Annotated in this window: 14 protein-coding genes and 1 pseudogene; 4 read left to right on the forward strand and 11 right to left on the reverse strand. The window is 73.2% G+C overall.

The window, feature by feature from the left end; genetic code table 11:
- Positions 1–102: 102 nt before the first annotated feature.
- Positions 103–753, reverse strand: coding sequence for a fasciclin domain-containing protein (locus IF06_RS0125355; protein ID WP_030273987.1), 651 nt, complete (start codon positions 751–753; stop codon positions 103–105).
- A gap of 119 nt (positions 754–872) precedes the next feature.
- Positions 873–1,571, reverse strand: coding sequence for a hypothetical protein (locus IF06_RS0125360; protein ID WP_013286121.1), 699 nt, complete (start codon positions 1,569–1,571; stop codon positions 873–875).
- A 187-nt stretch (positions 1,572–1,758) separates the two neighbouring features.
- Here IF06_RS0125360 and IF06_RS0125365 point away from each other — a divergent pair, with 187 nt between their 5' ends.
- On the forward strand, positions 1,759–2,643 hold the full coding sequence (locus IF06_RS0125365; RefSeq protein ID WP_036311557.1) for an ABC transporter substrate-binding protein: 885 nt from the start codon (positions 1,759–1,761) through the stop codon (positions 2,641–2,643).
- 227 nt (positions 2,644–2,870) lie between these two features.
- Here IF06_RS0125365 and tatC read toward each other — a convergent pair whose 3' ends face one another.
- From tatC to IF06_RS0125390, 5 genes are all read right to left on the reverse strand, one after another.
- Entirely contained in the window at positions 2,871–3,824 is a 954-nt protein-coding gene (gene tatC / locus IF06_RS0125370) for a twin-arginine translocase subunit TatC (RefSeq protein ID WP_030273988.1), read from the reverse strand.
- A 21-nt stretch (positions 3,825–3,845) separates the two neighbouring features.
- Positions 3,846–4,190, reverse strand: a complete 345-nt coding sequence (tatA, locus tag IF06_RS0125375; protein WP_030273989.1) for a Sec-independent protein translocase subunit TatA — start codon at positions 4,188–4,190, stop codon at positions 3,846–3,848.
- Between the two features lie 216 nt (positions 4,191–4,406).
- Positions 4,407–4,655, reverse strand: a complete 249-nt coding sequence (locus tag IF06_RS0125380) for a hypothetical protein (protein ID WP_013286117.1) — start codon at positions 4,653–4,655, stop codon at positions 4,407–4,409.
- A 10-nt stretch (positions 4,656–4,665) separates the two neighbouring features.
- Positions 4,666–5,673 carry a helix-turn-helix transcriptional regulator gene (locus tag IF06_RS0125385; RefSeq protein ID WP_013286116.1) on the reverse strand — a complete coding sequence of 336 codons (1,008 nt, stop codon included), beginning with the start codon at positions 5,671–5,673 and terminating at the stop codon, positions 4,666–4,668.
- Positions 5,670–6,668 carry a helix-turn-helix transcriptional regulator gene (locus IF06_RS0125390; protein WP_013286115.1) on the reverse strand — a complete coding sequence of 333 codons (999 nt, stop codon included), beginning with the start codon at positions 6,666–6,668 and terminating at the stop codon, positions 5,670–5,672. The genes IF06_RS0125385 and IF06_RS0125390 overlap by 4 nt, the downstream gene beginning before the upstream one ends.
- A 104-nt stretch (positions 6,669–6,772) precedes the next feature.
- Here IF06_RS0125390 and IF06_RS0125395 point away from each other — a divergent pair.
- Positions 6,773–7,627: pseudogene (locus IF06_RS0125395) on the forward strand (cation diffusion facilitator family transporter); the annotation flags it as partial.
- A gap of 187 nt (positions 7,628–7,814) precedes the next feature.
- Entirely contained in the window at positions 7,815–8,900 is a 1,086-nt protein-coding gene (locus IF06_RS0125400) for a DUF3866 family protein (protein ID WP_030273993.1), read from the forward strand.
- Positions 8,901–8,912: 12 nt separating this feature from the next.
- On the opposite strand, the gene IF06_RS0125405 is transcribed toward IF06_RS0125400, so the two are convergent.
- Positions 8,913–9,461, reverse strand: coding sequence for a carboxymuconolactone decarboxylase family protein (locus IF06_RS0125405; protein ID WP_013476945.1), 549 nt, complete (start codon positions 9,459–9,461; stop codon positions 8,913–8,915).
- A 235-nt stretch (positions 9,462–9,696) separates the two neighbouring features.
- Here IF06_RS0125405 and IF06_RS0125410 point away from each other — a divergent pair, with 235 nt between their 5' ends.
- A complete protein-coding gene (locus tag IF06_RS0125410; protein WP_030273995.1) occupies positions 9,697–10,641 on the forward strand; it encodes a hypothetical protein in 945 nt (314 codons plus the stop codon).
- A 12-nt stretch (positions 10,642–10,653) separates the two neighbouring features.
- On the opposite strand, the gene IF06_RS0125415 is transcribed toward IF06_RS0125410, so the two are convergent.
- The 3 genes from IF06_RS0125415 to prcA form a co-directional block, all read right to left on the reverse strand.
- Positions 10,654–10,872, reverse strand: a complete 219-nt coding sequence (locus IF06_RS0125415) for a hypothetical protein (protein WP_030273997.1) — start codon at positions 10,870–10,872, stop codon at positions 10,654–10,656.
- Between the two features lie 59 nt (positions 10,873–10,931).
- Positions 10,932–12,290 (reverse strand): Pup--protein ligase, encoded by a 1,359-nt coding sequence (pafA, locus tag IF06_RS0125420; protein ID WP_013286109.1) that lies wholly within the window; start codon positions 12,288–12,290, stop codon positions 10,932–10,934.
- 146 nt (positions 12,291–12,436) lie between these two features.
- Positions 12,437–13,270, reverse strand: a complete 834-nt coding sequence (gene prcA, locus IF06_RS0125425) for a proteasome subunit alpha (protein WP_013476947.1) — start codon at positions 13,268–13,270, stop codon at positions 12,437–12,439.
- Positions 13,271–13,291 lie beyond the last annotated feature (21 nt).

Consider the following 13,291-nt stretch of genomic DNA (forward strand, 5'->3'; position numbering starts at 1 on the left):
GGCACGCCTCGCGCCGCCCACCAGAGCCAGGTCGCACGGCGGGTGGGCGGCACACGCCGACGGCGCCCGGCAGGGGGTGCCGGGCGCCGTGGCGGGGGTGGTTCAGGGGAGGTCGATCGGGCGCAGCACCCGGTCCACCGCGTGCGCGATCTGCTTGTTGCCCTTGTTGATGTCGTACCGCACCACCTTGGCGTTGCGGTCGCTGGTGTCGGCGTCGACCAGGCGCACCTCGCGGCCGTACCAGCAGCGCTTCACGTCCACCTCGACGGTGGCGCCGAGCGCGGTGGTCAGGTCCGCGCCGTCGGCCTTCAGCGCCGCCTTCCGGTCGATCGTCGCGCCGGGCACGACGTGGTAGAGCAGGACGTCCTCCACGGTGTCCACGCCCAGGCCGGCGACCGCGTCGAACGCGGCCTTCTCACCGGGCAGCTTCTTCGCGGCGGTGATGTCCCGCACCAGCTCGCGGAACGCGTAGTCGTTCGGCACGAACGCGGTCAGCGCGACGGTGCCGTCGGTGAGCACCTTCACCGGCGAGTCCGGCTTGGCCTGCAGCACCGTCAGGACCGCCTTCGTGAGGACGTCGAAGTCCCGCGAGTTGCGGTCGAAGCCGCTCTTGTCGGCGGTGAGCACGGCGGCCAGCGACCGCGTATCCGGCTGCTTGGCACCGGCCTGGGCGGGCACGGCGACGGCGGTGGTGGCCACCGCCGCCGCGGTGGCGCCCACGGCCAGCCGGGCGGCGAGACGAGCGATGTTCATCGGGGAGCCTTTCGTCGAAGCGACCAGGTCCGTGACTGTCGTCACGACCATTGCTTCGCCCGGACCGTCCCCGGTGGATGCACCCGGATCGACCGACTTCGGATCGACGTCCCTGTGCCTCAGCGGACCACCAGCGGCTTGCTCACCGACGGCACGCCGTCGCCCTTGACCTTCAGCGACCAGTCCCCCGCCGCGCCCAGCGTCACCACCGTCTCGGCGGTGCCGTTGGCCCCGGCCTTCATCTCGGCGACCCGCTTGCCCTCGGGGTTGAGCACGTACAGCGTCCGGGCCCCGGCGGTCTTGTTCGTCACCTTGAACGCGATCTTCTCGCCGGGCTCGGCGATCAGGGCGTCCACGCCGGTCATCGCGTCGTCGGTCAGCTCGATCGTCACCGAGCGGTCGTAGGCCACCTCGGCGGCGGCGCTGGCGAGGTTGCCGTCGTCGGAGACGGTGATCTTGGTCCGGACGCCGTCGCCCTGCCGGCCCGGCTTGCAGGCCACCTCGTACGTGCCGGTCTGCAGCGAGGCGCGCAGGTCACCGGTACGGCCCGCCGGCACGTCCGCGACCTCGGCGATCACCTTGGTGAAGGCGTCGCCCTCCCGGCCGTAGACGTAGACCCCGGTGGCCTGCCGGCCCCGGTTGGTGACGGTGAAGGTGACGGTGCCCGGGGTGAACAGCGTGGTGGTGACCTCGCAGCTGGTGTCGGTGGCTGTCACCGGCACCTGCTGGCCTTTCGGCGCGGGCTCGTCGTCACCGCAGGCGGTGAGCGCGGTGGCCGCGCAGAGGACGGTCAGGACGGCGGCGGTACGGCTCTTCATCGGGCTCTCCGGAGCGCAGGTCAGACGGGCTGACCGGAACGGGGGCGCCGACGCACCCCGGCACACCGCCCGGGGGGCTCGGCGGAGTCAGCAGAGTCTAAGCGGGTACGGCGTCCCGGCAAGGCCCGAGGGCGACCCGATCTGCCCGCGCACCGGGGCGGTCCGCGCGACCGGCATGATGGCGGGCATGCGGCTGGTCTCCCTGCTCCCCTCCGCCACCGAGATCGCGTACGCGCTCGGCCTCGGCGACGACCTGGTCGGCGTCACCTTCGAGTGCGAGGTGCCCGCCCGCCACCGGTCGGGCACCACAGTGGTCGTCGGCGGCCGGGACACCCGGGGTATGAGTCCCGGCGACATCGACGCGTACGTCCGGGCGCAGGTCGCGGCCGGTGCAGACCTCTACACGCTGCACGCCGGCGCGCTGGCCGGGCTGGACCCGGACCTGATCCTCACCCAGGACCTGTGCCGCGTCTGCGCGCTGCCGTCCGGCCGGGTCGCCGACGCCGTGGACCACCTGGGATGCCGGGCCGACGTGCTGTCGCTCGACCCGTACACGCTGGACGACGTGCTGGAGTCGATCCGCGCGGTGGGCGCGGCGGCCCGGGTGCCGGACCGCGCGGAGGCGCTGGTCGACGGCCTGCGCGCCCGGCTCGCGGCGGTCGGCGCGGCGGTGGCGGGCCGGCCCCGGCCACGGGTCGCGGTTGTCGAATGGGTGGACCCGCCGTTCGGCGCCGGGCACTGGATCCCGGACCTCGTCGACGTCGCGGGTGGCGAACCGGTGGCCACCCATCGCGGCGCCCGGTCCACGCCTACCACCTGGGAGGCCCTGCGGGCCGCCCGCCCCGAGGTGGTGCTGGTGGCGCCGTGCGGGTTCCGTCTCGACGGCGCGGCCGAGCAGGCCGCCGCGGTGGCCGGGCGTTTCCCGGACGCGCAGGTGTGGGCGCTGGACGCGGACGGGCTGATCGTGCGCGCCGGCCCGCGCCTGGTCGACGGCGCCGAGACGATAGCCGCGATCCTGCACCCCGACGCGGTCCCCCCACCCCACCCCGAAGCAGCCCGCCACATCCCCTGACCACCCACCGCCCCGACCCCGTCGCCCCAGCCCCGCCACCCCAGCCTCGTTGATCTTGCAGCTGCGGCCCGGTCAAGCCGCTCATATCGGGCGTTCGAGGGGCGCCAAGTCCATGATCGACGCGGGACAGGGCGTCAGCGTCCTCGGCGGGCGGCGGTGGGCGGCTGGGAAGACGCGGACGCCGTCCCCGTGAGGCGGGGACGGCGTCCGGCGGTGAGCGGGGTCGGTCAGGTCATGTCGTCGTAGCGGCGCTCGATCGGCTTCGGGGCGACGATCGGCTCGGGTGCGCCGATGGGCTCGGACGCCTCGATCCGGCCGCTGGCGGGCACCGGCTCGTCCGACAGGTCAAGCGGTGACACCTCGTCGTCGGCGATGCCGGCGTAGACCTCACGCCCGCGACCGCGCCGCTTGTCGTTGATGAACGCCACCCCCACCGCGGCGAAGTAGAGCGCGCAGAGGCAGATCGCCAGCGCGGTCATGCCGAACGGGTCGGGTGTCGGCGTGACCACGGCGGAGAACGCGAAGAACACGAACACCGCCACCCGCCACCAGCTCAGCAGCCGCTTGGCGCTGGCCAGGCCGACGAAGTTGAGCATCAGCACGATCAGCGGGAACTCGAACGCCACACCGAACAGCAGGATCAGGTTCGTGACGAACGATATGTAGCGGGTCACCTCGAGGTTGGTCGCGATGTCGTCGCCGGAGATGTCGAGCAGGAACTCGAGCCCCTTGGTGGTGACGAAGAACGCCAGCACCGCGCCGGCCGCGAACAGCGGGGCCGCCAGGGCGGTGAAGACGTATGCGTACCGCCGCTCGTGGCGGTGCAGGCCGGGCGCGATGAACGCCCAGAGCTGGTAGAGCCAGATCGGCGCGGCGATGATCAGGCCCACCCAGAGGCCGATCTTGAGGTTCAGCAGGAAGACGTCGGCGACGCCGAGCTGCACGAACTTGCACTTGCCCGTCGCCGCGTCGAACGACTGCGGCAGGTCGCAGTAGGGCTTGGACAGCAGCACCCGGACCGGCTCGGCCAGCCAGATGCCGAAGCCGAAGCCGACCAGGATCGCCAGCGACGCCCGGAACAGCCGGTTGCGCAGCTCACGGATGTGCTCGATGAGCGTCATCGAGCCGTCGGCCGCGCGCGCGAAGCTGCTCGGGCCGCGCTTCTTCAACCCGAAGGCCACGGTGGTTGAGGCCCTCTCGGATCAGTTCTCGCGGACGCGCTGCACCGGGTCGGCCGGCGGGGCCACGGGCTGCTGCGGCTGCGGCTGCGGCGCGTACGGCTGCTGCTGGGCGTACTGCTGCTGGCCCTGGGCGTACGGCTGCTGCTGCACGTGCCCCTGCTGCGGCGGGAGCGGCTGGTAGCCGGACTGCGCGTCGGCCTTCTCGGCGAGATCGCGGTCGTCGTCGTGCAGGCTCTTGGTCTCGGCCTTGATGATCCGCAGCGAGCGGCCCAGCGAGCGGGCCGCGTCGGGGAGCCGCTTCGCGCCGAACAGCAGGATCAGCACGACCACGAGTACGGCGATGTGCCACGGCTTGAGGGCACCCATGGGAAGCTCCAGTCGCTCTGTGTCGGTGAGGGTGGGTCGTCGCCCATCGTACGTGTGTCGCAGCGGCTTGCCACCCCCGCGGGCCTGCTCGTGCGGGCCCGATCGGTGAAGTTTCGACCAACCCGAAGTGTCCCGTCAACCGTCCAGGTCCGCGCATTTCTGCGCGCAACCGCCCGGGAACGCGCAGCCGACGCTCACCGGGCCGATCGGCGTCGATCAGTCGCCGCGCTTGGCCTTGATCAACATGATCCGCTCCTGCGCGACCGCCGCCCGCTCCTGGAGCGACTCGGCCCGCGCCTGCAACTGCTCGGCGGCCGACCGCAGCGACTCGGCCTCGACCGCCCGGCGCTGCAACGCCAGCGCGGAACGGCGCAGCCCCGGCAGGCGGCTCACCACCGGACGGATCGCCAGGGCCAGTACGACCAGCGCGAACACCACGACCCCGAGCACGATCCACGTCACCACGGCGGTCAGCCTATCGGGTGCCGCCGACGGCTGCCGGGTCGGCGCTGCCGGCCGGGGTGGCGTACGCGTCGAGCGCGGCCACGGCCTGGGCGCGTACCTGCTCGGCCAGCTCGGCCGGGGCCACCACAGTCACCTCCGGGCCCAGCCCGAGCACGAACCGCCGGGCCCACCCGAGGTCGGTGACGCGCAGCGACACCAGCCACTGCTCGCCGTCGGCCTCGACCCGCTCGCACGGATAATATTCGGTGATCCACCGCTCGCCCCGGCCGATCCGCAGCGTGATCAGCGGCAGGTCCGCCGACGGGCGGAACACGCCGTCGCTGAGATCGTGCGGGCGGGCCTGCGGCGGCACCACCGCCTGCTCCGGCAGCTCGGTCACCGCGTCGATCCGGTCGGCCCGGAACAGGCGTACCCCCTCGGCGCGGCGGCACCACGCCTCCACGTACGCCCGGCCGCCGACCATCAGCATCCGCAGCGGGTCGATGGTGCGTTCGGTGGTCTCGTCCCGCGCCGGGGTGTAGTAGGTGATCCGCAGCGCCCGGCCGCGCTCGACGGCGGCGCGCAGCTCGCGTACCCGGGCGCTGTCGCCGGGCAGGCGGACCTCGACCGGCGCGCCGGCCAGGTCACCGGCGGCATTCTCGATCTTGGCGAGCGCCCGTTCGACCGCCTCCCGGTTGGCCACGCCGGGCGTCTCGGCGATCATCCGCAGCGCCACCACCAGGGCCAGGGCCTCGTCCGGGGTCAGCCGCAGCGGGCGGTCGATCCCGGCGTCGTAGGTGATGGTGACCCGGTCGCCGTCGAACGCCATGTCGATCAGGTCGCCGGGGCCGTAGCCGGGCAGCCCGCACACCCAGAGCAGTTCCAGGTCCTCCCGGAGCTGCTTCTCGGTCACTCCGAGGTCGTGCGCCGCCTCGGCGATCTCGATGCCGGGGCGGGCCAGCAGGTAGGGCACCAGGTTGAGCAGCCGGGCCAGCCGGTCGGCGGAGGCACGGCCCGCGCGGGACGCCGGGCGGGTCACCGGGCACCTCCGGTCACTGCCAGCTCGTCGTGCCGGGCGGCGACCTCCTTGAGCCGCTGGATGACCGCCTCCCGTACCTCCGGTGGCTCCAGGACCCGGACGTCCGGGCCGTACCCGACGATCTGGCCGGCCAGGTAGTCGGCGTCGGCGTACGGCAGCACCAGCCGGTCGCCGTCGGGGCCAGCCTGGCACTCGACGGCCCAGCGGCGCAGCCCGGCGGCGCGGCCCGGCGTGGCCAGCACCGTGGCCCGGCCGGTGCGTTCCACCGGCCCGGACCAGCGGGCCACATGGCTGATCAGGTCGACCCCGGCGGGCGGCTCGTAGGCGCCCGGCTCGCCGGTCGCCCGGACCGTGCCGACCACCCGCGACAGCCGGAAACAGCGGGTCGCCGCCCGGTCCAGGTCGTGGCCGACGACGTACCACCGGCCGCGCCAGCAGACCACGCCCCACGGTTGCACCCGGCGGCGGGTGGGCGCGTCCCGGTCCGGCACGCGGTAGTCGAAGCTGACCTCGCGCCGGTCCCGCGCGGCGGCGGTGAGCGGCGCGAACGCCGGGTCGACGGTGACCATCGGCTCCAGGCCCAGGGTCGCCTGCGGGTCGACGTCGATGCCGGCGGCGCGCAGCTTCGCCAGCCCCGACGACGCGGCGGCGGCCAGCCCGGCGTGCTGCCACAGCCGGGCGGCGATGCCCACGGCCGCGGCCTCGTCCGGTTCGAGCGGGATGTCGGGCAGCGCGTACGCGCGCGGCGCGATCCGGTAGCCCGGCTCGGCGTCGAAGACGCTCGCCGTGCCCGTCTCCAGCGGCACGCCCAGCTCACGCAGCTCGGCCTTGTCGCGCTCGAACTTGCGCTGGAACGCCTCGTGGTCCTTGGCGTCGTCCGGGTCGTGCTCGTAGCCGGGCACGGTCGCGGCGATCTGCGCGGCGGTCAGGAAGCGTCGCGTCGACAGCAGGCAGATCACCAGGTTGACCAGGCGTTCGGTACGGGTCCGGGACACGCCCAAACGCTAGCAGCCCGCGCGTCGGGCGCGGGCACCCGCGCGGCGCGGCGCGGGGGTCTTCCCACCCGGCGGCGGGCATCGACCGGTCATAGGGTGATCGCATGGCGGAACCGGAGGTCAAGACCGAGAGCGTCGGCACTGTCGTGGTGGCCGGCGCGGCGAACCTCGCCATCGCGGTCGCCAAGCTGGTAGCGGGCCTGATCTCGGGCTCCGCGGCGATGCTCTCCGAGGCCGCCCACTCGCTCGCCGACACCACCACCGAGGTGCTGCTCTACCTGGCGCTGCGCCGCGGCGCGCGGCCCGCCGACACCCGGCACCCCTTCGGGTACGGCAAGGAGAGCTACGTCTGGGCGTTCCTCGCCGCGCTGTTCACCTTCGTGGCCGGTGCGGGCTTCGCCGTCACGCACGGCGTCACCACCATCCTGGTGCACGAGCACAGCGGCGAATACCTCGTCGCGTACGTGGTGCTGGCGGTCTCCTTCGCGATCGAGTCGGTGTCGCTGGCCCGGGCGGTCCGGCAGGTGCGCGGCGAGTCACGCCGCTGGGGCACCACCCCGCGCCGCTATCTGCGCCTGACCGCCGACACCACCGTCAAGGCCGTCTTCCTGGAGGACAGCGCCGCGCTGATCGGCCTGCTGATCGCCGCCGGCGGGCTCACCCTGTCGCACCTGACCGGTGACGAGCTGTACGACGGCGTCGCCTCGATCCTCATCGGCGTACTGCTGCTGGTGGTCGCCGTCGTGCTGGCGCGCAGCAACATCTCGCTGCTGGTCGGCCGCTCCGTCTCCGACCGGCTGCACCGGCGCATCGAGCGGGAGCTGACGGACGTGCCGACGGTGGACCACGTCGACACCCTGATGACCATGTTCCTCGGTCCCGACGACATCCTCGTCGCCGCCAAGGTCGACTTCCGTGACGACGCCACCGGCGCCGACATCGAGGCCGCCGCCGACGAGGCCGAACGCCGGCTCACCGGGCACTTCCCGGAGATCGCGTACGTCTTCCTCGACCCCACCCGGTCCGGTCCGGTTCGGCCGGCCGGACCGCCCGCACCACCCAGGACGAGGCGGGCCGCCCGGTCGACGACCGGAACCCCTGACCCGCCCGGGGGCCGTCCCGGCGGCGGCCGATACGGTGCACCGCATGGTGCGATGGCGGTCCGGCACGGTCACGGCGGTACGGCGACGGTGGGCCGGCGCTGTCGAACTCGACGTCGACCTGCCCGACGGCGCCCGGATGCGCGCCCTGGCCTACCCGGCCCTGGTCGGCGAGCCCGAACCCGGCGACCGGGTGCTGCTCAACGCCGGCGCGCTGCTGATGGGCCTCGGCACCGGCGGCTACGCGCTGGTCGTGGCGCTGCCCGACCGGCTGCCGCCGGACCCGCCGCAGGCCGGTGACAGCCGCGACGCCGGGCACCTGGTCAAGGCCCGCTACACGCCGCTGCAACCGATCCTCCTCGGCGTGGACGAGGAGGCGTCGCCGCACCACGACCGGCTGGCCGCGGCGGACTCGGTCGACGGCATGCCGGTGGTCACCGCCGATCTGCACTCCGCGCTGCCGGCGATCCTGGCCGGTGTACACGCCGACGCGCCCGACGCCCGGGTGGCGTACGTGCTGACCGACGGTGGCGCGCTGCCGGCCTGGTTCTCCCGCACCCTGGCCGGGCTGTCCGGGCACCTCGCCGGCACGGTCAGCGTGGGCCAGGCGTTCGGCGGTGACCTGGAGGCGAGCACACTGCACAGCGGCCTGCTCGCCGCCCGGCACGTGCTCGACGCCGACCTGACGATCGTCGCCCAGGGGCCGGGCAACCTCGGCACCGGCACCCGCTGGGGCTTCTCCGGCGTCGCGGTCGGCGAAGCCGTGAACGCGGTCGCCACGCTGGGCGGGCGCCCGGTCGGCTCGCTGCGCATCTCCGACGCCGACGCCCGCCCCCGGCACCGTGGCGTCTCCCACCACAGCCTGACCGCGTACGGCCGGGTCGCGCTGGCCCCCGCGGAGCTGGTCGTGCCGGACGGCCTCGCCCCCGGCCTGGCCGCGGAGGTCGCCGCGGCGCTGACGCCGCTGGCCGACCGGCACCGCATCGTCACGGTGCCTGCCGACGGCCTCGACGCGGCGCTGCGGGCCACCCCGGGCGGCCTGTCCACGATGGGCCGGGGCCTGGACGCCGACCACGCCTACTTCCTGGCCGCCGCCGCCGCCGGCCGGCACGCGGCCCGCCTGCTCGGCTGAGCCGCGCCGCCGTCAGATCGCCAGGTAACCGTTCGCGACGAGGTGGTCGGCGGCTCGCGCGTACGCCTCGGGATCCCGCGGCGTCCAGGTGCCCAGACCGTCGACGTAGCGGTTGAACATGCAGAACGCGGCGGCGATCAGCACCGTGTCGTGGATCTCCAGGTCGGTGGCGCCCTCCGCGCGGGCCGCCTCGACCAGTTCGGTGGTGACCTCCCGGCCGCTGCGGCGCACCGCGGCGGCGATGTGCAGCAGTGCCCGCAGCCTGGCGTCGACCGGGGCCGTGCCGACGTCCGCGCGCACCTGGTCGACCAACGGCATCCCGGCGGGCAGCTGTGCGGCGGCGAACGCCGCGTGCGACGAGCAGCAGAAGTCGCAGTCGTTGAGGCCGGAGACGTACGCCGCGATCAGCTCCCGCTCGCCCGGCGTCAGCGTGGGATGCGGCGCGCGCAGCAGCACCTCCGCCAGCTCGCCCAGCGGCTTCGCCGTATCCGGCCGGAACCGCAACGGCCCTCGGATGCCCGGATGTGCCTTCTCGTCCAGCCCGAGATCGATGTGTGCGATGACGTCACGCTCCCTGTCCGTGCCGGCGGTGCCGGCGGCCTCGCCGTCCAGAGTGCCGTCACCGCCGGCGCCGGAGAAGACGCCGGAGACAGGTCAGCATGATGGAAGAACCAGGGCCCTGCCCGGCCTCCCCATACTTGCCGGGTACTCGACTCCGGCCCCACCACTCCCCACTGACAGGCGTCGTTCCCGGCTGCCCGGGGAACGCGTGCGGCCGCCGTTTAGGAGGCCCCTCATGGCACTGCGACAGTTCCCGGACGCGACCCCCGACGCCGGGATCTCCCCCCATCGCCCCCGGCACCGGCTCCGACTCGCCCTGGTCAGCGCGGCAGCCGGCGTGCTGCTGGCCGTCCTGTGGTCGTTCGAGCTGGTCGACAAGGTCATCGGCGACAACGTCGCGAACACCGTGCTGGGCCACGACGCCAAGGAGACCGCCATCACCGGCACCGTCGCCGGATTGCTCTTCGCCTTCGTCTCCGGCTTCGCCGGGACCTTCACCGCCTGCAACATCGCCGTCGCGGCCTCGGTCGGGCCGATGAGCCAGGTCTCCGGCGCCGACCCGGCCGGTGGCACCCGGCCGGCGCTGCGTGCCCTGCTGCGCCCGGTCGGCTGGCTGACCCTCGGCATGGTCGCCGTCTCGGCGAGCTACGGCGTCGTCGGCGTGCTGGCCGGCGACCGGCTGCCCCAGCTGTCCACCGACGTGGTCGGCGGCGTCCCGGTACGCCTCATCCAGTCGTCGGTCGTCTTCGGCGTCATCGGACTCGCCCTGACCTACCTCGGACTCGCCGCGCTCAAGCTGGTGCCGGACGTCTTCGCGCACCGGCCCGTCGCCCGGGTGGTGACGATCGGCGCGCTCGTCGGCGGTTTCCTCGTCGGCCGGCCCTACCCGATGTTCAACAAGCTGTTCCACTGGGCCGTCGACACCGGCAACCCGCTCTACGGAGCGCTGGCGTTCACGCTCCAGTCGCTGGGCAACATCGTGCTCGTCACCGTCGTCTTCGCGGTCGCCGTGGCGATCAGCCGGGGACGCTTCCTCGCATGGATGGCCGACCCCCGCCGCGCCGCCGTGGTCACCGGAGCGCTGCTCGTCGCGCTCGGCGTCTTCACAGTCGTCTACTGGGACGTGCGGGTGCCTGCGCTGTTCGGCTTCGGCTGGTTCCCCCGGATGCCGTACAACTGACCGGCCCGGAACTCAGCCGAGGAACAGGATCAGCCCGAGCCAGGCGCCCACGATCAGCACCAGCGCCGCCGCCAGCACCCAGGTCGGCACCATGTAGTCGCCGCGCCTGTTGCGCTCGATCTCGGCGCGGATCTTCTCCCGCCGGCGGTCGATCCAGTTGAGCTTCTCGGTGCCGTCACGGTCCGAGGACGTCTCGCGGCCGGACCCACCGGCGGATTCGGAAGTGTTCATCGCGACGCCAGCGTACCTGTGGACGGGCGGCCGGTGCCGGGCACCGGCCGCCCGCACGATCACATGCTGGCGATCAGCCGCTCCACCCGCTCGTCGTAGGCCCGGAACGGGTCCTTGCACAGCACCGTGCGCTGCGCCTGGTCGTTCAGCTTCAGGTGCACCCAGTCCACGGTGAAGTCGCGCCGCTTCTCCTGGGCGTGGCGGATGAACTCGCCGCGCAGCCGCGCCCGGGTCGTCTGCGGCGGCGTCTCCTTCGCCTCGAAGATCTCCGGGTCGGTGGCCACCCGGTCCACCTCACGACGGCGCTCCAGCAGCCCGTACAGGCCGCGCCCGCGCCGCAGGTCGTGGTAGGCCAGGTCCATCTGCGCCACCCGCGGGTGCGACAGCGGCAGGTCGTGCTTGCGCTGGTAACGCTCGATCAGCTTCAGCTTGGTGACCCAGTCGATCTCGCGGGCCACCGGGTCCAGGTCGCCGGTCTCGACCGCGCGCAGCACCCGGCCCCACAGGTCGACCACCCGCTTCGCGGTCTGGTCGCCGCCCCGGCGCTCCACGAACTCCGTCGCCTTGGCCAGGTATTCCTGCTGGATCTCCAGCGCCGAGACCTCCTTGCCGGAGGCCAGCCGCACCTTGCGCCGGCCGGTGATGTCGTGCGACACCTCGCGGATGGCCCGGATCGGGTTCTCCAGCGTCAGGTCCCGCATCACCACGCCGGCCTCGATCATCCGCAGCACGATGTCGGCGGTGCCGACCTTCAGCAGCGTGGTGACCTCGTTCATGTTCGAGTCACCGACGATCACGTGCAGCCGGCGGTAGCGCTCGGCGTCCGCGTGCGGCTCGTCGCGGGTGTTGATGATCGGCCGGCTGCGGGTGGTCGCCGACGAGACACCCTCCCAGATGTGCTCGGCCCGCTGGGACAGGCAGTAGACAGCGCCGCGCGGCGTCTGCAGCACCTTGCCCGCGCCGCAGATCAACTGCCGGGTGACCAGGAACGGGATGAGCACGTCGGCGAGCCGGCCGAACTCGCCGTGCCGGGACACCAGATAGTTCTCGTGGCAGCCGTACGAGTTGCCGGCCGAGTCGGTGTTGTTCTTGAACAGGTAGATCTCGCCCGCGATGCCCTCGTCGTGCAGCCGCTTCTCCGCGTCGACGAGCAGGCCCTCCAGGATCCGCTCACCGGCCCGGTCGTGTGCCACCAGGTCGGTCACCGAGTCGCACTCCGGAGTCGCGTACTCCGGGTGCGAACCGACGTCGAGATAGAGGCGGGCGCCGTTGCGCAGGAACACGTTGCTCGACCGGCCCCACGACACCACCCGCCGGAACAGGTACCGCGCGACCTCGTCGGGGGACAGTCGGCGTTGCCCGCGATAGGTGCAGGTGACGCCGTACTCGGTTTCGAGGCCGAAGATTCGCCGCTCCATGATGAGACATTAGCCGCCCGGAGCCTCCGATGGGCAGCGCCGACGCTCGCCGCTTGCGATCTCCCCCGCGCAGATCGGCGAGGTGGCGGCATCCGTACGCGAAAAACCCCGCCACCTCGGCGAGGTGGCGGGGTCCGCGACGGTCGTCACTCGGCGGGCTTGTCCTCCGCGTTGCCCTCCAGATCGGCCGAACCCGCCGACGTGGTCGGCTTCTTCGCCTCCTCCGTCGGCACGGTCGGCGTCTTCGCCCGGCCCGGCGCGGGCGCGGTGTCGGCCTCGGCGTCGCCCTCCAGCAGCGCGGTGAGCGCCGCGCCGGTCACCCGCCGGAACGTACGCCCCACCCGGCGCCGGTCCAGGACCGCCACCTCCAGCTGGTTCGCGGCGATCGTGCGGGCCGCCCCGCCCTCGCCGCCGACGCTGCTCAGCGCCTTCATGGCGGCGCGGACCGCCTCCGACAGCGACATCTCCGGCCGGTGCTCGTTCTTCAGCACCCCGCTGATCGCCTCGGCCTGACCGCCCATCGCCATCCGGCCCGGCTCGTCGTTCACCGAGCCGTCGTAGGTCACCCGGTAGAGGGAGTCGTCCTCGGCGGTGGCGCCCACCTCGGCCACACAGATCTCCACCTCGAACGGCTTCGACTGCTCCGTGAAGATCGCGCCCAGCGTCTGCGCGTACGCGTTGGCGAGCGCCAGGCCGGTCACGTCCCGGCGGTCGTAGCTGAGCCCGTTGAGGTCGGCCATCCGCACGCCCGCGCGGCGCAGGTTCTCGAACTCGTTGTACCGGCCGACAGCGGCGAAGCCGATCCGGTCGTAGATCTCGCTGACCTTGTGCAGCGTGCTGGACAGGTTCTCGGCGACGAAGAGCACCCCGCCCTCGTAGCTCAGGACCACCGCGCTGCGGCCCCGGGCGATGCCCTTGCGGGCCAGCTCGGAGCGGTCGCGCATGATCTGCTCGGGCGAGGCGTAGAACTGCATGGCCACGGCGGCGGTTCTCCTTCTGCG

Source organism: Micromonospora globosa, assembly GCF_000717585.1.
Taxonomy (GTDB): Bacteria; Actinomycetota; Actinomycetes; order Mycobacteriales; family Micromonosporaceae; genus Micromonospora; species Micromonospora aurantiaca.